This is a genomic window from Sphingomonas sp. CFBP 13733 (genome assembly GCF_014841795.1).
Lineage (GTDB): Bacteria > Pseudomonadota > Alphaproteobacteria > Sphingomonadales > Sphingomonadaceae > Sphingomonas > Sphingomonas aerolata.
Genome location: NZ_JACYUP010000004.1, coordinates 57,896 through 78,767, shown reverse-complemented (window position 1 = coordinate 78,767; position 20,872 = coordinate 57,896). Strand labels below are relative to the sequence as shown.

16 protein-coding genes are annotated in these 20,872 nt (G+C 63.5%); 6 read left to right on the top strand and 10 right to left on the bottom strand.

What is annotated here, in order from left to right; translation table 11 throughout:
* Positions 1-78: 78 nt before the first annotated feature.
* From cobA to IFT71_RS12905, 8 genes are all read right to left on the bottom strand, one after another.
* Positions 79-909 carry a uroporphyrinogen-III C-methyltransferase gene (cobA, locus tag IFT71_RS12940; protein ID WP_192141382.1) on the bottom strand — a complete coding sequence of 277 codons (831 nt, stop codon included), beginning with the start codon at positions 907-909 and terminating at the stop codon, positions 79-81.
* On the bottom strand, positions 896-3,505 hold the full coding sequence (locus IFT71_RS12935; protein WP_192141380.1) for a nitrate reductase: 2,610 nt from the start codon (positions 3,503-3,505) through the stop codon (positions 896-898). Before IFT71_RS12935 ends, cobA begins: the two co-directional genes overlap by 14 nt.
* Positions 3,502-3,849: a nitrite reductase small subunit NirD gene (nirD, locus tag IFT71_RS12930; RefSeq protein WP_192141378.1), complete on the bottom strand. Its 348-nt coding sequence runs from the start codon at positions 3,847-3,849 to the stop codon at positions 3,502-3,504. The genes IFT71_RS12935 and nirD overlap by 4 nt, the downstream gene beginning before the upstream one ends.
* Complete coding sequence (nirB, locus tag IFT71_RS12925; RefSeq protein WP_192141376.1) at positions 3,846-6,314, bottom strand: nitrite reductase large subunit NirB; 2,469 nt, start codon at positions 6,312-6,314, stop codon at positions 3,846-3,848. The genes nirD and nirB overlap by 4 nt, the downstream gene beginning before the upstream one ends.
* Positions 6,311-6,730, bottom strand: a complete 420-nt coding sequence (locus IFT71_RS12920) for a hypothetical protein (RefSeq protein ID WP_192141374.1) — start codon at positions 6,728-6,730, stop codon at positions 6,311-6,313. Before IFT71_RS12920 ends, nirB begins: the two co-directional genes overlap by 4 nt.
* Positions 6,730-8,013 (bottom strand): nitrate/nitrite transporter, encoded by a 1,284-nt coding sequence (locus IFT71_RS12915; protein ID WP_192141372.1) that lies wholly within the window; start codon positions 8,011-8,013, stop codon positions 6,730-6,732. The genes IFT71_RS12920 and IFT71_RS12915 overlap by 1 nt, the downstream gene beginning before the upstream one ends.
* A 192-nt stretch (positions 8,014-8,205) precedes the next feature.
* Positions 8,206-9,414 carry an ABC transporter substrate-binding protein gene (locus IFT71_RS12910; RefSeq protein WP_192141370.1) on the bottom strand — a complete coding sequence of 403 codons (1,209 nt, stop codon included), beginning with the start codon at positions 9,412-9,414 and terminating at the stop codon, positions 8,206-8,208.
* Positions 9,411-9,989, bottom strand: coding sequence for an ANTAR domain-containing response regulator (locus IFT71_RS12905; RefSeq protein WP_031441254.1), 579 nt, complete (start codon positions 9,987-9,989; stop codon positions 9,411-9,413). Before IFT71_RS12905 ends, IFT71_RS12910 begins: the two co-directional genes overlap by 4 nt.
* 333 nt (positions 9,990-10,322) lie before the next feature.
* On the opposite strand from IFT71_RS12905, the gene IFT71_RS21865 reads away from it, so the two are divergent.
* Complete coding sequence (locus IFT71_RS21865) at positions 10,323-10,973, top strand: VOC family protein (protein ID WP_342212653.1); 651 nt, start codon at positions 10,323-10,325, stop codon at positions 10,971-10,973.
* 222 nt (positions 10,974-11,195) lie between these two features.
* Here IFT71_RS21865 and IFT71_RS12895 read toward each other — a convergent pair whose 3' ends face one another.
* Entirely contained in the window at positions 11,196-13,493 is a 2,298-nt protein-coding gene (locus tag IFT71_RS12895; RefSeq protein ID WP_192141368.1) for an ATP-binding protein, read from the bottom strand.
* Positions 13,493-13,864, bottom strand: coding sequence for a response regulator (locus tag IFT71_RS12890; RefSeq protein ID WP_192098485.1), 372 nt, complete (start codon positions 13,862-13,864; stop codon positions 13,493-13,495). The genes IFT71_RS12895 and IFT71_RS12890 overlap by 1 nt, the downstream gene beginning before the upstream one ends.
* A 685-nt stretch (positions 13,865-14,549) precedes the next feature.
* On the opposite strand from IFT71_RS12890, the gene IFT71_RS12885 reads away from it, so the two are divergent.
* The 5 genes from IFT71_RS12885 (at position 14,550) to IFT71_RS12865 (ending at position 20,870) form a co-directional block, all read left to right on the top strand.
* Complete coding sequence (locus IFT71_RS12885) at positions 14,550-17,141, top strand: ATP-binding protein (protein ID WP_206757451.1); 2,592 nt, start codon at positions 14,550-14,552, stop codon at positions 17,139-17,141.
* Positions 17,138-17,527 carry a hypothetical protein gene (locus IFT71_RS12880; RefSeq protein WP_197975340.1) on the top strand — a complete coding sequence of 130 codons (390 nt, stop codon included), beginning with the start codon at positions 17,138-17,140 and terminating at the stop codon, positions 17,525-17,527. The genes IFT71_RS12885 and IFT71_RS12880 overlap by 4 nt, the downstream gene beginning before the upstream one ends.
* A gap of 378 nt (positions 17,528-17,905) precedes the next feature.
* Positions 17,906-19,027, top strand: a complete 1,122-nt coding sequence (locus tag IFT71_RS12875) for a GGDEF domain-containing protein (RefSeq protein WP_192141365.1) — start codon at positions 17,906-17,908, stop codon at positions 19,025-19,027.
* 539 nt (positions 19,028-19,566) lie between these two features.
* The gene (locus tag IFT71_RS12870) at positions 19,567-20,130 is read left to right on the top strand and encodes a Csu type fimbrial protein (protein WP_244654922.1); all 564 of its coding nucleotides are present in this window, start codon (positions 19,567-19,569) and stop codon (positions 20,128-20,130) included.
* Positions 20,130-20,870, top strand: a complete 741-nt coding sequence (locus tag IFT71_RS12865) for a fimbrial biogenesis chaperone (protein WP_192141364.1) — start codon at positions 20,130-20,132, stop codon at positions 20,868-20,870. Before IFT71_RS12870 ends, IFT71_RS12865 begins: the two co-directional genes overlap by 1 nt.
* Positions 20,871-20,872 lie beyond the last annotated feature (2 nt).

Sequence of the window (20,872 nt, the reverse complement as noted above, 5' to 3'; positions counted from 1 at the left end):
TCAAGCGAAACCGGACATCAAACCTCCATGCGACCTCCAGCTTCGAACGAAAAGATCTGGCAGCGAGCTGGCGACCGGTCAAATTGCGCCTGAAGGCACCGCGAGCATGCCGACGCCGAGTGCGCCGCTGCCGCTAACCTCGTATGTAAACTGGGCAAGTCGCGACGCGCGTTGCGCACGCATTGCCTCTCCGACCAAGATCAATGCAGGGCCGGCACCTGAAGCGCGGTCGATCACGAGCGCCAGCAGATCGAGCCGGGTGTGGACGAGACGTTCCGACGGAAGGCTGACATCGCTCGCGATCAGCACCGGAGTCGCCGGGTCGAGGCCGTTCGCGATCAGCCGGCTCGCGATGACGGTTGCAGCCCCTCGTCCCATGTAAAAGGCAATTGTCGTCGAGCCATCTGACAGCGTAGCCCAGTCGAGATCCAGCGTCTCGCCAGCGCGCGCGTGCGCGGTGACGAACCGCACCTGGCGGGCCGAGCCGCGCAGCGTCATCGACAGGCACGCGCTGGCGGCGGCGGCACTGGCGGCGGTGATGCCGGGGCAGATGCGGACACGGAAGCCGTGTGTGGTCAGCGCGTCGATCTCCTCGGTCGAGCGGCCGAAGATCGACGGATCGCCGCCCTTCAGCCGCACCACCCGCTCTCCTGCGCGCGCCGCCGCGACAAGCAGTGCGTCGATCGCGGGCTGCGTCTTCGAATGCCGCCCCGACCGCTTGCCGACCGAGACGCGCCGCACATGGGGCGGAATCAGGTCCAGCACCCCCGGCCCGACCAGCGCATCGTAGAAGACGATGCTCGCAGCGCCGATCAGCTTCTCGGCCTTGCGCGTCAGCAGATCGGGGTCACCGGGCCCCGCGCCGACCAGCCACACGTCGCCGGGTGCGATGAGTTCAGACATGGACACTCTCCTGGACGTGCAGCAATTTGGCGATGGCGGGGCGGCACGACCCGCAATTGGTCCCGGCATGAAGCGCGGCACCGACCGCTTCGACGCTGACGAGCCGCTGGCCGGTGATCGCGGCGAGCAGGCTGTTGAGCCCGACGTCGAAGCACACGCAGACGATCGGCCCGCGATCGGCCGCGGGCGTAGCCGGGCGGCCGGCAAGCACTTCGAACGACGCGGCATTTGGAACGCCGAGTTGGTCGAGCAGCCAGTCGCGCGCCGGCAGGCCAGCGCCGCGCGAGACGAACAAGGCTGCCTTCAGCTGACCGTCGGCGACCACCGCCGCGCGCACCACGCCGCGCCGCGCGTCGATCATCTCCGCGCGCTCGCCGGCTGGTAACAGCGCCGTGAGCGCGGCGGGTTCGCCCTCGCCCGCCAGTTCGATCAGCCAGCCATGCGCGGTGCGGATCCGCGTCCAATAGGCGCAATCGGGTCCGTTCGGCCGCTCGCGCGACACGAGGAAGCCGGTCCAGCCGGGCTTGTACGACCCGGCGCGCGCGGGGGTGTTCTTGAAGCCGGGCTGGCCCGAGACGGGGTCGCGATCCTTGCCGGGGAGCAGTCCCGCGCGGCCGCCGGCGCTGGTCTGTTCGGTCCAGTGGATCGGCACGAACAGCTCGCGGCGGCGCTGGTCGGGGGTAATCGCGACGCGGAAGAGGCTCGCGCCGTGCGGTGTCTCGACCCGTGCGAGCGCGCCGTCGGCAAGGCCGAGCCGCTGCGCGGTATCGGGATGGACCTCGACCAGCGGCTCGCGACGATGCTGCGACAGCTTGGGCGACAGCCCGGTGCGCGTCATCGTGTGCCACTGGTCGCGGTAGCGCCCGGTGTTGAGGCGCAACGGGTAAGCGCGGCTGGCATAGTCGCGCGGCGCGTGGACGACGGGCACGAGCCGCGCTTTGCCATCGGGTGTCGGGAAAGCGCGCTCGGCGAACGGCGACGCGCCGCCCCATTGGAACGGCGCCATCGCGGCATAGCCGGCGTCGGAAATCGTCGCCTGGCCGGAAATATCGAGCAGCCGCGTGCCGCCATTCTCGAACCCGGTCTGCGCGGCGAACTCGCGGAACACGCTCGCGGCGCTGGAATAGTCGAAGCCGGCGAACCCCATGCGCTGTGCGACCTCCGCAATCGCCCACCAGTCGGCCCGCGCTTCGCCCGGCGGCGGCAAGAAGCCACGCTGGCGCGATACGCGGCGCTCGGAATTCGTGACCGTGCCGTCTTTCTCGCCCCAGCCGAGCGCGGGGAGTTTTACCTGCGCAAACTGCAGCGTGTCGGTCTTGGCGATGCAGTCGGACACCACGACGAACGGGCAGTTGGCGAGCGCGACGCGCGCCATGCGGGCGTCAGGCATCGACACGGCGGGGTTGGTCGCCATGATCCACACCGCCTTGATCCTGCCCTTGGCCATCGCCTCGAACATGTCGACCGCCTTCAGCCCCGGCCCCGCACAGATCGTCGGCGACTGCCAGAAGCGCTGTGCGCGGTCGCGCTCGGCCTCCGAGAAGCCCATGTGCACGGCAAGCGTCGAGGCGAGCCCGCCGACCTCGCGCCCGCCCATCGCATTGGGCTGGCCGGTGATGCTGAACGGCCCCGCGCCTGGCATGCCGATCCGGCCGGTGGCGAGGTGGAGGTTGATGATCGCGTTGGCCTTGTCGGTGCCGCTGGTCGACTGGTTCACGCCCTGGCTGAACAGCGTGATCGTGTGCGGGTGATCCGCGAACAGATCGTAGAACGCCTGCAGGTCAGCGCTTGCGATGTCACAGATGCGCGCGACGTCGGGGTTCGGCAGCGTTTTCCAGAAGCCGTCGGGGACATGCACGCGCTCGGCCAGCGCCTTCCCGTCGAGCCGCCAGCTATCGCGCATATGCGCGAGCAGTCCAGTGAACAAAGCGACGTCGCTGTCGGGTGCGATCGCGAGATGGAGATCGGCACGCTCGGCGGTCTCGGTGCGGCGCGGGTCGATCACCACGAGTTTGGTGCCGCGCACCGCCCGCGCCGCCTCGATCCGCTGCCAGATCACCGGATGGCACCAGGCGGTGTTCGACCCGACCAGCACAATCAGGTCGGCGGCATCGAGATCGTCATAGCTGCACGGCACGACGTCCTCGCCGAACGCGCGAACATGCGCCGCCACCGCACTCGCCATGCAGAGCCGCGAATTGGTGTCGATATTGGCGGTGCCGATAAAGCCCTTCATCAGCTTGTTGGCGACGTAATAATCCTCGGTCAGCATCTGGCCCGAGGCGTAGAAGGCGACGCTGTCGGGGCCATATTCGGCGATCGTCGCGGTGAAGCGCTGTGCGACGTGATCGAGCGCATCGTCCCAGCTGGCCTGGCGGGTGCCGATCATTGGGTGGAGCAACCGGCCCTCGAGGCCGATCGTCTCGCCGAGATGGGTGCCCTTGGAGCAGAGCTTGCCGAAATTGGCGGGGTGGTCGGGGTCGCCGGCGATCGTCGCGGTTCGGTCGCCGTTCGGCGTGGCGATCACACCGCAGCCGACGCCGCAATAAGCGCATGTCGTCCTTACACTTAGCCCCTCCCCTGAAGGGAAGGGGCTTATCATGCCGCTACCCCCGCAAGCGCTTCAGCCCGGCCGATCAGGATCCGCCCGCCATCGATCTTCACCGGGATCACCGGCACACACCCCGTGTCCTCGCCCTGCGCCTCGCCCGTCACCAGCGAGATCCGCCAATTATGCAGCGGGCACGTCACCGTGGTGTCGTGGACGATCCCCTGGCTGAGTGGCCCCTGTTTGTGCGGGCATTGGTTGGCGAGCGCATAGACCTCGCCATTGGCGGTATGGAAGATCGCGATCTCGCGCCCGCCGCGTACCGGCAGCGTCCGTGCGCCGAGCGCGGGGAGCTGATCGACCGGACCGATGTCCAGCCATTCGCCGACCGCGCTCATGCCGTCACCAGCGCAGGCGCCGCCAGCGGACGGATCTCAGCGAGATGCTGGTGAAGTTTGCAATCCTCCCCCGCGGCGCGCTTCGCCCAGGGATCGTCCTGCATGAAGCGCTGCGAATAATGGAAGCGCGCGGTCAGCGCCTCGCGGCCCTCCACGTCCTCGACGATCCGCGCCTTGATATAGTCGAGCCCGACGCGCTCGACCCACGGCGCGGTGCGATCGAGATAGCGCGCTTCCTCGCGGTAGAGCTGGATGAACGCCGCGCAGTGATCGAGCGCCTCCTGCTCGGTCGCGACCTTGCACAGGAAATCGGTGCCGCGCAGCTTGATCCCGCCATTGCCGCCGATCGAGAGCTCGTAGCCGCTGTCGACGCAGATCACGCCAAAATCCTTGATCGTCGCCTCGGCGCAGTTGCGCGGACAGCCCGACACCGCGATCTTGAACTTGTGCGGCATGAAGCTGCCCCAGGTCATCTGCTCGGTCTTGATCCCGAGCCCGGTCGAATCCTGCGTCCCGAAGCGGCACCATTCCGAACCGACGCACGTCTTCACGGTGCGCAGCGCCTTGGCATAGGCATGGCCGCTGACCATCCCCGCCGCATTGAGATCGGCCCACACCGCGGGCAGATCCTCCTTCTTGATGCCGAAGATGTCGAGTCGCTGGCCGCCGGTCACCTTGACCATCCGCGCCTCATATTTCTCGGCGACATCGGCGATCGCGCGGAGTTCCTTGGGATTGGTGACGCCGCCCCACATCCGCGGGACGACCGAATAGGTGCCGTCCTTCTGGATGTTCGCGTGCATCCGCTCGTTGACGAAGCGCGACTGGTTGTCGTCGACGAACTCGCCCGGCCAGGCGCAGAGCAGATAGTAATTGAGCGCGGGGCGGCACGACGAACAGCCGTCGGGCGTCGTCCAGTGCAGCGCCTGCATCACCTGCGGGATCGCCTTCAGATCCTTTTCGAGGATCAGGCGGCGGACGTCCTCATGCGTGAAGCTGGTGCATTTGCACACCGTCGGCGCGCTGCGCTCGCCGTCAAATGCGTCGCCCAGCGTGATCGCGAGCAGCCCCTCGACCAGTGGCGTGCACGACCCGCACGAGGCCGAGGCCTTGGTGCACGCGCGGACCGCGTCGAGCGTGCACGCGCCGCCCGCGATCGCGCCGACCACCCTGCCCTTGCTGACGCCGTTGCAGCCGCAGATCTCGGCATCCTCCGCCAAAGCCGCGACTGCCGCATTAGGGTTTGCCGATGCCGCTCCTTCGCTGGCGAACGCCTGGCCGAAGATCAAAGCGTCGCGGATTTCGGCGACGTCCTGCTGCTTCTTTAGCAGATCGAAATACCAGTTGCCGTCCTGCGTATCGCCGTAGAGCACCGCACCGATGACGCGGTTGTCCTTGACCACGACGCGCTTGTAGATGCCGCGCGCCGCATCGCGCATGACGATGTCCTCGCAGCCCTCGCCACCCGAGAAATCGCCCGCCGAGAAGACGTCGATCCCCGAGACCTTCAACTTGGTCGAGGTGACCGAGCCGGTATAGCCCGAGGGTGTCGCGACGAGGCCGTCGGCAAGGCTGCGGCACATCTCCCACAGCGGCGCGACGAGGCCATAGACGAGGCCGTTATGCTCGACGCATTCGCCGACCGCGAGCACGTTGGCGTCCGAGGTCACGAGATGATCGTCGACATGAATTCCGCGCCCGATCGCCAACCCCGAGGCGCGCGCGAGCTTGACGTTGGGGCGGATGCCGACCGCCATCACCACCAGAGTCGCCGGGATCTCCTGCCCCGTCTTGAGACGGACGCCCTCGACCTTGCCCTGGCCGTAGATTTCGGCGGTATCCGCGCCGGTCAGGATCGTCTGCCCCCGCGCCTCGAGCGCGGCCTTGAGCAGCCACCCGGCCGCTTCGTCGAGCTGACGCTCCATCAGCGTCGGCATGATGTGAAGCACCGTCACCTTCATGCCGCGCAGCGACAGGCCGTGCGCCGCCTCGAGCCCGAGCAGCCCGCCGCCGATCACCACCGCGTCTCCGCCCGCGTCCGCCGCGCGCAGCATCGCGCCGACATCGTCCATGTCGCGGAAGGTGACGACACCTTGCAAATCATGCCCCGGCACCGGGATGATGAACGGGTCCGAGCCCGTCGCGAGGATCAGCTTGTCGTAGCTTTCGACCCTGCCCGAGCGCGCGGTGACGGTCTGGATCTTGCGGTCGATCGCGACGACGGGATCGCTCGCCACCAGCTCGATCGCATTGTCGGCATACCAGGCGAGGTCGTTGATCACGATGTCGTCGAACGCCTTGTCCCCGGCGAGCAGCGGCGACAGCATGATGCGGTTGTAGTTCACGTGCGGCTCCGCGCCGAAGATCGTGATGCGATAGCGGTTTGCGTCACGCGCGAGGATTTCCTCGACCGCGCGGCAGCCCGCCATGCCGTTGCCGATGACGATGAGATGCGGTTTGGTCATGACAGAGCCCAGTCTAAGGAAAGCCACAGTTTTCTGGTGTCGGTCGCGAAGCGGTCGGCGCGATAGTCGGCATATTTTAGCAGCGCGGTGTATCTGCCCTTGCGGACGCTGATCTGCGCATCGACCTCGTCACCGTAATGATAGGCAAATCCCGTCAGCGTGCCGGGGCTGGTCTTGTACGCCGGGTTGATCGCGAGCGTCGCCTCGGATTCAGCGAGGAAGCTGAAATCGCTGAACTTCGCCTCAAACCCGCTGCGGACCCTGACTGTGACCGCGTCGGCATCCTTGGCAAGCGGCACTTGCTCGACATGCTCGTAGCGCAGGCGGGCATCGATCAGCGGGGTAAGTTTGAGCGGGTCGGCAAGGGCCGGTGTCGCCACCAGCCCTCCCAATGCGAGGAGCGACAGCGCGCGCATCAGATCCGCGCTCCGTTCGCCGCGGTCCAGCTGCCGCGCCAGTGGCGCTTCACCTTGAGGATCCCGAGCAGAGCGATGACCGCGAGCCCGGCGAAGATCAGGAAGCCCGGCGACGTGCTGCCCGTCCACTGCTTGGCGAAGCCGAGCGAGGACGCGAGGTAGAAGCCGCCGATCCCGCCGCCGAAGCCGACCAGCCCGGTCATCACGCCGATCTCGCTGCGGAAGCGCTGCGGCACGAGCTGGAACACCGCGCCGTTGCCAAAGCCGAGCGTCGCCATCACCAGCAGGAACAGGCCGAGCGAGACGAGCAACGAGGCAGGTGCGGTGCTGATCGCGACCAGCGTGATCGCCGCCAGCAGATAGACCGCGGTCAATGCGCTGATCCCGCCGATCCTGTCCGCCACCGCGCCGCCGATCGGCCGCACCAGCGATCCGGTGAAGACGCACGCCGCGGTGCAATAGCCTGCCATTACCGGGGTCAGTCCGAAACGGTCGGTGAAATAGACCGGCAGGCTGGCGGCGAGCCCGACGAAGCCGCCAAAGGTGACGCCGTAGAACAGCATGAACCACCAAGTGTCGGCTTCCTTGAGCACCAACAGATAGGCAGCGAACGGCTTGGGCGCGGGCTGGCTCGGCGAGTCCTTCGCCATCACCATGTAGAACACGAACACGATCACCAGCGGGATCACCGCCAGCCCCAGCACCGCGTTCCACCCGAACGCCTTGGCGAGCAGCGGCGCGAACAGCGAGGCGAGCACAGTGCCCGAATTGCCCATGCCCGCGATCCCCATCGCCTTGCCCTGATGCTCGGCCGGATACCAGCGCGAGGCCAGGGGTAGTGCGACCGCGAAGCTCGCCCCGGCAAAGCCCAGCACGACGCCGAGCGCGAGCGTGCCCTCGAAGCTGTGCACCCCGAACAGCCAGCCGATCGACAGGCCGGCGATGACGATGATCTGCCCGATCGCCCCGGTCTTTTTCGGCCCGATCTTGTCGACCAGCAGCCCGTTGACGAGCCGCAACACCGCGCCGGCGAGCGTCGGCACGGCCACCATCAGCCCCTTCTCGGCGGGCGACAGCGCCAGCTCCTTGGCGATGATCGGCGCGAGCGGCCCGAGCAGCACCCACACCATGAAGGCGAGATCGAAATAGAGAAACGCGGCGATCAGCGTCGGGCGATGCCCGCTCTGCCAGAAGCCGGTGGCACCCGGCGCGGTCGGCTTCGTCCTGGCACGCGTGCCGGTCCCCGCCAGCCCCGCGTCAAACCCTGTCTGCAGCTGCGTCATCGTCCCGATTCCCCCCTCGAGCAAACGCAAAAAAGCCGCCGCGGCGCTCGATCATGCGAGACGCGACGGCGACTTTGCCAGATTGTTGGTGATGCCGAAGACGCTACCCCGTTGCAGCGTCTCGACGATGACCGAAAGCTGCATCGATTCGCGCCGCAACGCAACAATTTTCTGCAGCGTGGCGATTAAAGCTCAGAATCCCCCCAGATAGCCGGCCAGATCGGCAGGATCGAAGCTGCGCGCGTCGAAGAACCGGTCCGCGCCGAGGATCAGCCGCCCCTGTGTGGTGCCCACGCCCAGCGCTTCGACGATCCCGCCCTCGAGCTTCGAGCTCGCCCCCGGCAGCGGGACGCCCAACGGCCGCAGCGCGGCGCGATAGACGTCGGGGCGGAAGACACGCTGCGCGGCGTCATAGCTGGTGGCATTTGCCGGGACATGGCCCGCGATCGTCATCTGTGCATAGAGCCATGCCGCCTGGCTGACCCACGGAAAATTGGCCGCCTCGCGGTGCTGGAACATGAAGTCGGGCATGTCGATCGGCGCCGCTCCTTGCGCAAACACGATGCGGTCCGAGATCGCGTGGCCGATCAGCGTCGCCGATCCATCGAGATAGGCCGGACCCGCAAGGATTGCGGCAATGTCCTCGCGCCGGGCCGGATCGACGAAAGCGACGCCCGCGCGGTACAGCGCGCGTAGCAGGCGGTGGGTAAGGTCGGGATTCGCCTCCATCCGCGCGGTCCGCATCGCCAGCACCTTCTCGACGCCGCGCAGCCAGATCTGCGACGTCACCGCGACAATCACGCCAACGCCGCGATCGACCGCGACGCTGTTCCACGGCTCGCCGACGCAGATCCCGTCAATCTCGCCCGCGGCAAGCGCGTCGGCGGCGAAGGGCGGTGCGACCGTGACGATCGCGACGTCGGCATCGGGATCAATCCCGCAGCCGATCAGCCAGTAGCGCAGCATGTAATTGTGGCTCGAATAGCGATGCACCACACCAAAGCGCAACGGCGTGCCGCGCTCGCGCGCCGCCTGCGCGACGATCGCAAGCCGCGCCCCGATCGCCGCGACATCGCCCGGCGCGCCCACGGCTGTGACCTGCGCGGCAAGATCGGGCCGCAGCGTGATCGCGTTGCCGTTGAGCCCAAGCACGAACGGAACCGACAGCGGCGTCGCCGGCCGCCCCAGCCCCAGCGTCGTCGCGATCGCGAGCGGCGCGAGCAGATGCGCGGCATCGCTATGGCCATAGAGCAGCCGGTCATTGACCGTGGCCCAGCTGATGTCGCGGATCAGCTCGAGCGAGATGCCCTCGGCCTCGGCAAACCCGAGTTCGCGTGCAAGGATCGGCAAGGCGGCGTCGACCAGCGGCAAAAAACCGATGCGGAACGGCGTGGTCGTCATAAATCCCCCATCAGCCGGTTGGCGGTGACGATCGCGTCGGCGACATCGCCGATCCGCCGCCCGCTATCCATCGCCGCCTTGCGCAGCGCGGCGTACGCTGCTGGCTCGTCGATCCCGCGCTTCTTCATCAGCAGCGCCTTGGCCTCGTCGATCGCCTTGCGCTCGGCGAGCGCGCTGCGCGCTTCGTCCAGTTCGGTGCGCAGCCGCGAATAGGCGCGAAACCGGCGGATCGCGAGTTCGAGGATCGGCCGGATCCGCTCCTTCTTCAGCCCGTCAACGACATAGGCGGAAACGCCCGCGTCGATCGCCGCCTCGATCCCCGCCACGTCGCTCTGGTCGACGAACATCGCGACCGGCCGCGCCATCGCCTTGGACAAGGCGAACAGTTCTTCCAACTCGTCGCGGTGCGGATTGGCGAGGTTGATCAGCACGACATCGGGCGACAGCGCCTCGAGCCGCGCGGCGATCCCGCGCCGATCGACGAAGATCGTGACATCGCTCAGGCCCGCATCGCGCAGCCCTTCCTCGATCACCGCCGCGCGCGCGGCACTTTCATCGACAATCGCGATCCGCAAATGCGTGTCCCCCGTGGCGCCTTTAGACCGATGACCTTGTAGACCAAAGCTGATTGAGCGGACTATCTCCTGAAGCCGTGAGCGCGCTTACGACGACAGATTCTGGGACGGCAAATACATCATGGAAGCGGCGATAGCGGGCGCGCTGCCTGACCGGCAGCTTCTGTCACTATCGGACATTTACCGAAGCTGATTGGAATGACCGGCTCGGGCCGATACCGGCCTCGCCGAGCGCCCGATTAGCCAGACCCAAATTCGATCATTCGCGCGGACTTCCCCGCTCCCCAGCTTCAGTCATTCGTTCATCTCCGCGCTGACCGCTTTCGATGTCAGGTGTTCGACCATGAACGTCATGATGGGGAGAATTGCTGGCCGTCCGCTTACGGGAAGGCCCGTGGCAATAACCGATATCGCGAGACTGCCGCTTTCTGCAAAGAGGACGGTCGATCGGAAATAAAGTTGCCAGGCGATCCGCTCGCCGATAACATCGTACCAGCAACGATGGGGGGAGCCAATGCTGTGCCGACTATTCGCAGGCTACTATCAGTTGTTGCCGCCTTGTCCGCATTGATGCCTATGACTATCTCCGCAGAACCGATCGGCAGAATTACCGGTATAGGTGGCATCTTCTTTAAGAGCAAGGCGCCGAAAGCCCTCATGGCATGGTATCGCGATGTTCTCGGCCTCAAAGTTGAGGCGTGGGGCGGAGTCGTGCTGCCCTATGACGCGCCGGAGCACCCGCCAGTACTCACTCTGAATGTATTTCAGGAGGGATCCAACTACATGGAACCCTCAAAGCGCGAGTTCATGCTGAATTTCGCGGTAGATGACCTGGACGCGTTCGTTGATCGTCTGAAAGCCAAGGGCGTCGCGATACTTAAAAGGGATGACACCGACGCAATCGGGAAATTTGCGTGGATCGTTGATCCGGACGGGACCAAGATAGAGTTGTGGGAGCCGAAGGCCGAGACTGCATCAAAGTAAGCCCTTCTCGCCAGAAATGGGAAGTTTCGGACGCTCGCCGAGAATTGCGGTGGCGCGCAACCCGGCTCCGCGAACGCCAAATCGCGTCCAGCCGTGCGATTCTATTGCAACTAACAGCCGCGGAACGCACGCTATGAGAGAAGAACGGCCATTTGTTCAGGCTCAACGTCAGCAGCGCGGTGGTCAGGTTCGATCCACCGTCTCCAATGGAAGCCTGATAGGCTAAATAGCCACAAAATCGGGAAAATCGATGGTCAGGATCGCACCTCGCTCCGGAGCTTCGCGCGATCTAATGCTGATCTTTCCGCCGATTTCCATGACGATCTGCCGGGAGATATAGAGGCCAAGACCTGTCCCGCGATCCGTCTCCTTGGTGGTCATGAAGGCATCGAATGCGCGGTCCGGATGACTCAAAGACAGCCCGGCGCCGTTGTCCACAATACTGATGCGAACGCCGCTCTCTGAGACAGTTACCTCCAGTTCGACGGCACCGGTCAGACTGGCGTCCTCGGCTTCGCGTCGCGTTGCGATGGAGTCGACCGCGTTCTGAATGGCGTTGACGAGCACCTGCTCGAGGCCGACGCGCGGAGCAAGGAGCAAAACCGGCGGCCCGTCTGGCAACGTCATTTTCACGCCGACATCGTGCTGGATCAGCAACGGCCGCATGAAGGACAATGTTGTGCTGACGACGTCGCCCAGATCAAGCGGTTCGGGGCTGTCATTCTCGATCCGAGCGTAGCGCGAAATACGCGCAATGATATCGCGTGCGCGGTTTACCTGTTCGCTGATCCGGTCAAACTTGTCGCGAGCACGCGCCGCACCATCGGGACTCGCCTGATCGAGCAACAGTCGGCCATTCTCGGCAGAAAGCGAGATGGTGAAGAGAGGTTGTTTGAGTTCATGACTCAGGGCTGAGGCCATGCCCCCGAGCTCGACGAGACGCGCCTGCTGAAGCATCCGATTCTGCGCCAGCTTCGACTGCCGGAGGCGCACCAACCACCCCGAACGCCAATGGCCGGGAGCCAGGAGGTCGCGACCGACGAAGAGATACCAATCACTCGATTCCTGGTCTGCAAGCCGAAACTCGACAAACGCCTCGGCATCATCGCAGATGCCTGCAAAAGCTAGACAATCATTGGTATGGATCGCTTCGGACCGCTCCTGCGCAACCCGTTCGATGTTCATGTCCAGAAAAGCGAGGGTGCCCTTGGCAGCGTCGAAGCGGATATCCGCCGCAAGGCTCAGGTCCATTTCCTTTTTGAGTTCGATGAATGCCCGGGCAATTCGCAAGCGCTCTTGCACCAACTCGGCAAAGCTGTTGTTCGCGGTGACGATAGCTGCGATCGGGCGGTCGAACTCGTTGAACGTGAGCTTTTGAGGCAGCGAAAGGCCAGGCTGGCCGAACCCTTCCGCGACTTCCTTCCAGGCCTGCAGCGAACGACGCAGGGCGCGCGTGATGAGCAGCTGCAGCAAGATCGACACGACGAGAATGACGCCCAGCCCGAGCATCTCTAGAAGCACAACGCGATAGGCACTCTCGGCGGCTGGTCGGGTTGAGTAGAGATAGAAATATTTGCGGTCAGGAAGAGTGTAACGGCCGAGCTGACACGCGGTAACCCAGTAGGCGAACGTATTGCGGTCGTTCGGCCCCGTCACGTTCAATCCATCATCGATCCGTGTGCAGCCGAAAAGCTGCATCGCTTGTGCGGTTCGCAGGCTACCTTCGTTGTCCGAGATAAGTAGTCTTTGGGCGTGCCTTCCACTATTGCTCGCTTCTGCGACGCCCAAGAACCCATTTCCGGTCACAAGCCCGCGACCGATCCGCACCTCAGCCAGAAGCGCGGTTTCGTCCATGAAGGATTTGAATTCTTCCGGAAAGCGCCGGACACTGCTGACAAACATGACGAGCGCGCACGCGAGCACGATGAGCGTAATGGATGCTGGCAGGAGTTGGGCGAGGCTGACCGTTCCGCGCAGCGAGACTCGACCGGCTGGAAGGTTCACGACGAAGAGTGACAGCGCTAGATCGACCAACGCTGCCATCAACACATCGTTGAGAAGCTTGCGGATCATCGTCAGCGCGAAAATCGTTAGCGACGCATCGTAGTTGATGCGCAGGAATAGAAACCCCGCCGCCGTCCCGATGGTAAGCAAAAAGACGGCGGTGGCGATGGCGAGCGAAGAGCCAGCGAAGCGAGTCCAATTGATGAAGACTACATGTCCCAGCGCCAGCGCAATGGTAAAGATATGGCCCCACCAGAACCAGGATGACGCCATCGTTAGCAATACCATGGGAATGGCTAGCCGCAGCCCGCCCAACCTGTATGCGAAAAGGTAGAAAAGGGGGCCGAGATACATTTCGAACCCGGGCGCAAGAATAATGCGGAAGGAACTCGCGCCGATGGCCACGGCCAAAAGGACGATCGTCAGAGCCCATCCCTGGACGGTCATGTGCCGTAGCGGCTCTGCGGCTAGTTGAGACTCGCCGCCGTGGCGTAAGCGGTTGACGATGTCATTCATCAACCCCGCCCGTCTTGTGTAAGCAGTGACAAAAGAAATTCGATGTCGACCGGCTTGAAAAGGACATGAAGATCCTGCTTCTTGGTTTCATGCTCTATCTGTTCAGTCAGATCGGTGTGGCCTGTCATCAGGATTATGGTGTTCACCTTTGCCTGCAGATCCGGGTCGGCTCGAATTGCACGGACCAGGTCGAGGCCACTGCCGTCTCGCAAGCGGAGGTCCGTCAACAGGGTTACGTGGCTGGAACCTTGCTTTAAGCTCTCCAGGGCAAGGGCCACACACGCTGCGCCGCTAACCGCGAACGAGCGCAATTCCAACATTTCAACCAACTCCTCCCGGACGTCGGTCTCGTCCTCGACGACCAAGATCATTGTTGGGCACTTTCAATGGTGACGCAAGCTCAAGATAAGAACGCGAAGTTTTCAACGTGTAAATGGCGACGTGGATAAACGTCGACGTTGATGAGCCTGCGCCTTAATCGCGACGTTCCCGCTCGTACGGCGCTGCCGCAACACTTCTCTCGCAAGCAGATGCGCTGCCGACTACGAATGGCCGCGTCTCTCTCGCGGTCTACGTCAACAGAGGCAGGCCTCTCTCCGCCACAGCGAGTGCGAAGGCCTGACGAAACGGTAGCTAAACCAATACAAAAAGCCGTTTTTCTGCTGGACTTCAGATCGCCACCCGGGATTCGTGCTTCTCTCAGGGGCCGGCACGAAGCCGACATAAACAGATGTCCGGTACCGGCGCGCGCGAAACCGCGGCTGAGCGTCCGGGACTGGGAGCAGGATCGACAGTCTCAGCCGTGCATTCAGGTGTAAGCTGAGGCCCGCCCTATCCCAGCAGCGATAGCGCCCAGTGCCATTTCGACAGGCTGGCAATCTGATGCGACGCTTTGTGCGCTTAGACGCGCGCGGCCCGTCGGGCTGGATTTAGCTGGCCGAGTGCGACTCCCGAAATACAACAGATTTTAGCAAGAACCACAACCGATATGGTGCCGTCCTCGAAATACGGTTAATGTTTCGCATCCGGATCGATCCCGCTGGCAGGGAGCCCTTTATGGAAGACGCAAACGCGGACGGTCACAGCGTAGAGCCTCTCGCCAAGGGGCGCCGCGCCGACTTTCTCAAGGCGGTTCCACATGGACGCGCCGCGCTGATCCAGATGGCGGAATACACCGGCGACCTGATCGGCCTTTGTGACGCCGGCGGTCGACTCGCCTATCTCAATCCGGCCGGCCGACGCCTGATCGGAGTCGAGGCGGCCGACATTTTCCCGATGCGGCTGACCGATTACGTTGTCCCAGAACAACGCCACCTCGTCGAAGAGGTCGTCGTGCCGACAGCGAGGCGGGACGGCGTGTGGGAGGGCGAGATGCAGCTCGTCAATCTGAAGACCGACGACATCATCGACGTCCAGCGCTCGACATTCGCGACGCGCGATGAGCGGGGCGAAATCACCGGCTTCGTATCGGTCATGCGCGACATCACGCATGACAAGGTCCAGAAAGGCCGGCTTCGCCGCCAGATCGAGACATTCGAGGCGCTGATCGCGAACAACCCTCTCGAAATCTGCCTGGTCGATGCGGATTTCAGGCTGCGCGTAGTCAGCCGTGGCGCCCAGACGGTATTCGAAAATATCCATCCGCTGCTCGGCCGCGATTTCGCTGACATTCTTCGCGCGCTCTGGCCCGAGCCCTTTGCCAGCGAAGCGATCGCCCGCTTCCGGCAGACGCTCGACACCGGCATGGCGTATGACGCGGCAACGACGCCGGAACAGCGCGCGGATATCGAGGCACGCGAGGCATATGGCTGGCGGATCGAGCGTGTGACACTGCCGGACGAATGCTACGGCATCGTCTTCTATTTCCATGAACTTATCGACAGGGAGCACGGGACGCGGGCCTTGGGTCGCCGCGAGGCCGAATTGCGGGACCTGAATATTGACCTGGAGCGTCGTGTCCGTGCTCGCACTGCGGCACTGAACCAGGCCAATGCACGCCTCACGGCCGAGATCGAGCGGCGCGAAGCGGTACAGGCTGCGCAACTGCAAAGCCAAAAGCTCGAAGCGGTTGGTCAGCTCGTGTCGGGCATAGCGCACGACTTCAATAACATTCTCGGCGCGGTGATCGGCGGGCTCACAATTATCCAGAACCGCAATGACGACCCCCGCATCGAGCAGATTGCGACGATGGGTCAGCGCGCGGCCGAGCGGGGTGCTGCGCTTGTACGACAGCTGCTCGCCTTTGCGCGCCAGGAGGATGTGGTTGCGCAGCGTGTCGACCTAGCCGGCGCGATTGGCGAGATTTCCGACCTCGTCCGGCACGGCATGCGCGGCAACGTCGCGCTCGCGATCGACTGCGACGACGATCTCTGGCCTGTGCTGGCAGACCCGACACAATTGCAGTCGGCGCTGCTCAACCTTGCCAACAATGCCAGCGATGCGATGAATGGCGGCGGCCACCTGCATATCGCCGTCAGCAATTGCGCCCGGACTTCACCGGATCATCCGCTGGAACTGGACGGCCAGGACGCGATCAGGATCGTCGTGGCCGACAACGGCCCCGGCATGGACCGCGATACGTTGCAGCGGATTACCGAGCCGTTCTTCACCACCAAGGCGCGCGGCAAGGGAACCGGGCTGGGCCTCGCGATGGTGCAGCGCTTCGTGGAGCAGTCGGGCGGTGCCCTGCGTATCGAAAGTCGCCCCGGCCACGGAACCACATTCTCGATCTTCCTGCCGCGTGCCGTTGATCCTGGCGCCTCCGACCCTGTACCCCGCAGCGACGAGACCGGTTTCGTCGCGACCGGGCGCGCTTTCGAAACAGTCCTGCTGGTCGATGATGACGCCGAATTGTGCGCCATGATCGCCGAAGGATTGTCTGACCACGGCTTCGACGTCATCGTCGCGCCGGACGCACAGGCGGCGCTGCTCGTGTTACGGACGCGGGCGATCGACGCGCTCGTGACCGACGTCCACATGCCGGACATGAACGGTAACGACCTGGTCGCGCAGGTGCGCGCGTCGGGATCGGACATTCCCTGCCTGTTCATGACGGGGATCGCCAACGAAGCCGCTCTCGATGGCGAGACGGTCGTGCAGAAGCCCTTCAACCCCGCCGTATTGCACGATGCGCTACGCCGCATCCTGATTGCACGGGACCAGCGTGCGTCCGATGCCGAGCGGCTCGATCGGCTGACGCTGCGCCTGAAGTCCGATTGCACCCGGTCATTGCTCGACCACTGGCGCGCCGTCCGCGCAGGCCCGGTCATCCCGTTGTTCGAGACCTTCACGATCAATGCATGCAGCGAGCCGCACCGGATCGTGGTTGCGCAGATCGACTTGGGGAAGGTGCCGATCGATTTCACCTTCACGCTGGTCGGCGACACCTTGCGCAACGCTGTACCGCACAGCATCGCCGCCACCGAGATGCCGGTCAGTGGCAACGATAGCCTCGCGGCGCGCGAGGCGGCCTATCGCCGCTGCGCGCTGACCGGCAAGCCATCGCATGAATATGCCCGTATCAATCTTGGTGACGGGTATTGGGAAACATTCGAGCGGCTGTTGCTGCCCTTCTCGTCGGACGGGATCGTCGTCGATCATATCGTCGGTGCGGTTGTCATCGAACGTGAAGCGGTGGAAGAACGATGATGGTTGACGCCCGTGAGCTACCCGATTTCAACGAGCCCCAGCTGGCGATGGCGATAGAGGCGCTACCAAGCGAAACGGTCGACGCCTTGCCCTATGGCGCAATCCGGATCGGCGACGATGGCAAGGTCGAATATTATAGTGCGGCAGAGCGGCGCCTGTCGGGCTCCGGCAATCACGACCGCCTCGGCCTGGACTTCTTCAGCAGGATCGCCCCCTGTATGGACAATCCTGACTTTCGCGGTCGCGTCGAGCGTGCCCGGGTATCGGGCGTGCTCGATTTGGAGTTCAGCCACGTCGGCGACTTCGAGGACCGCGACCGGGAACTGACGGTGCGCATCCAGTCTGCCAGTACGGGCGGCTACTGGATATTCATGCGCCGCGATTGACCGCTTTTGGTGTCAGATTTTTTGTGAATGTCGGAAATGGAGAGGGAAGCGAACTTTCCACTTTTAGGGCTGCACCCCGGAAAACCAGCCACTGCATGGGCGCCACAGCTGCATCAGCCTTTTGCATCGGAGGAACCCTAGGTTTCATGCCGTTCTTGGATCAATGCAAAAACCGGTGATTTCTGCATCCTGGATAGCAAGGTCCGATCGCTGAACTTTTCGGTGTCGTTATCTCGATTGATTCACGCTGTCCTATAATGCGCGCATGCATGTCGGCGCTTTTCCCTACCATCACGATCGGCGGCACAGGACTACGCACTGCCCCTGCGACCGGATTCGCCTAGTCCTGGCTGTGCTGGCATCAGGGAACACGTTATCATGCTCCGCGGCCTGATATCGCGTGGTTGGCTGGAACGGCTGGGAGACCATCGGCTCGATGGGGCGGCGCTGGACGGGCTGAAAACGCTGTTGCCGCGATTGGTAATCGCCGCTCTGGCGAGTTTGCTGTTGCTCACCCATCTGGGTTCTCGCGCTGCGATACTCTGGATCAGCTTTGTCGGATTTGCGGAGCTGTGGTGCAGGCAATGCAGTATCATGCTGGCGCGACCGGATGGCGGGCGCCTGCCGCTACGGCTCAACTATATTGCCTCCGCACTCATGACGACGATCGCGTGGACGAGCTTGCCGGTTTTGCTGTGGTGGAGCAGGGTACCTGATATAGGTTCGGCGGTTATCGTCATGCTGATCTCGCAGCTGATCCACGCCCAAGCCTTTGCCTTCCGCGCTCCGTCGATCGTGGCGTTCAAGGTTGGTGTTCCCGCCAGCGCGATGCTCGCGCTGCCTTGGCTGGTCGAACCAGCAAGCTATTTTACCACTCTGACGTCGACAATCGCGTCGGGTCTTTGCATCAGTTATATCTTCGCAAGCGTACGGGCAAACTGGCGGAGCGATGCGGCGCTACGCAAAGCTCATGACGAACTCGAATATCTGGCCTATTTCGACGGACTTACCTCCCTCGCCAATCGTCGACAGTTCACACGACACATGCGCAATCTCATCGAACGGTCCGATCGTCAAAAGTCCCGGTTTGCCTTGCTCCTGATCGATCTCGACCATTTCAAGGTCGTCAACGACACGTTTGGCCACGATGCTGGCGATGCGCTCCTCGTCGCGGCAGGAGAGCGTCTGCGTGCTGCCGTCGGCGATTTGAGCCATGTCGCGCGGCTCGGCGGTGACGAGTTTGCCATACTCTTACCCGACGTCGGCAGCACCGCCGATATCGATGCGGCATGCGGTCGCATCGTCGATGGCGTTCAGCCTGCTGTCGACTTTAACAGAGGACAGATGAGCCTAAGTTTCAGCATCGGCATCGCGCTTTATCCCGGCGACGGCGACAGCATACAAACAATCCTGAAATCCGCTGACGTTGCGCTTTACGACGCGAAGCGGAGGGGGCGAGGCACGTGGCGGTTCAGTGGCGGGTTCGGCAAGGTCGCGTAAGTCAAGTTTGAGACCTGCGGACGGTGCGCGTCTGATTCATCGCTTGCACTACACTGACACACTCGACCCAAATCCGGCCATCTCTGCCACCTTCCCCGCTCCCCGACTTCAAGCATTTCCCTGTTCGCGCTGACGGCTTTTGGCGGCTGATAGTTCCTCATGGCCGCCGTGATCGAGAAGAAAGCGGCGCGTCCGATTTAGGGCAGTCGGTGGAAGGCAGCCGTTGGTTCAACCGGCTGCGAGAATGTTAATCGGCGCCTTTCGGGTTGATTGCGGCGCGCACGTATTCGGACAAATCCTCAATAAATCTCAGCCACTCTTTTTAATCGGACAAGCGCTTCAGCACGATGAGTTTAAGAATTACCATCCAGACTCCTCAGTCCATGTGGACTCTGAAATACTTCGTAATTCGTAAAAATCTGCAGTTGGTTAGGGACACCGGTGGTGGATCGCCGCATATAAATGGTGACGTTTTTCCTGAGGCTGACGCCCTTCCTTTGGCGGGCATTCTATAATTGCTTGAGAAAGGTCGCCGTCTTATGATTACGCAGAAATTGGCCCGGCATATTGCGTTACTGCGCATAGGTCGGCCGTCGCTTCACACCGTTACAGCCTTTTTCAAAACGCAGGCTCGCGTTCTGAGCATTCCCCTCTGCATGGTTGTGGCGAATGGCTCGGCAAGCGCATCGACGGCGAACACGACGTTCAATGTGACGGCCAATGTCGTGTCGAGTTGCCAGATTTCGGCGACCGCGCTGACGTTCGGAACCTATACCGGGGCCCAAACCGACGCGACCTCGACGATCACCGCGACCTGCACGGATACCACCGCCTACACCATCGGCGTCAGCGCAGGCTTGGGCACGGGGGCGACCGTAACGAACCGGTACATGAACGGCCCCAGCGTCGATGTGCTCGCCTATGCCGTCTATCGCGACAGTGCGCGTACCAATAGCTGGGGCACGACGATCGGCACGGACACGGTCTCGGGCACCGGCAACGGCGGCGCTCAGGCCATTACCGTTTATGGGCGCCTTGCAGCGGGTCAATTGCCCGTCCCCGGAGCCTATTCGGATACTCTGACCGCAACGATCACCTACTGATGGCCCGGGGAAGTGTTATTCGCGTCGAGAGGCTTCGTCGCTGGTCGATGGCGGGCGGATACGGGATCGTCCTGGCAACGTGCGTCGCCCCGCTTCAGGCACAATCCCTGTCGGTGAGCCCGGTCACGTTCAATCTTGCCGCCTCGCAACAGGCGACGAGCCTGACGGTTCGCAACGATGGCGCTGAGGAAACGGTGGTCCAGATCCGGCCCTTCGCCTGGACGCAACAGCCCGACGATGTCCTCACACCGGCCGACGATGTGGTCGTCAGTCCCCGCATCGTGACGATCCCACCCCGTTCGAACCAGGTCTTCCGTGTCCTCGTGCGGCATAAGGCGACGTCCAAGGAACTGACGTACCGATTGATCCTCGATCAGATCCCGCGCGCGTCCGATGCCGGTTCCGTGCGTATGGTCCTGCGCATTTCCATGCCGATCTTCGTCGAGCCCGTCGCTCCGGCGAACCCCGGCGTTCGATTTCGGCTGGCGCGCCGGGACGGTGACACGGTGCTCGTGCTCGAAAATCCGGGAGCGCGCCATGAGACGCTGCGCAACGTTGTCCTGCGCGACACGAACGGCCCGCCGATCGCCATCAAGAACGGTGGCTCACCCTATCTGCTGGCTGGCGCGACGCGGGAACTTCCGGTCCAGGACATGCCCATCCAAGCCGCCGCGGATGGCCGCTATCGACTGACGATGGAGGGCGGAAAGGGCCCCATCACCGTTGCCCTCGCGCGGTAGCG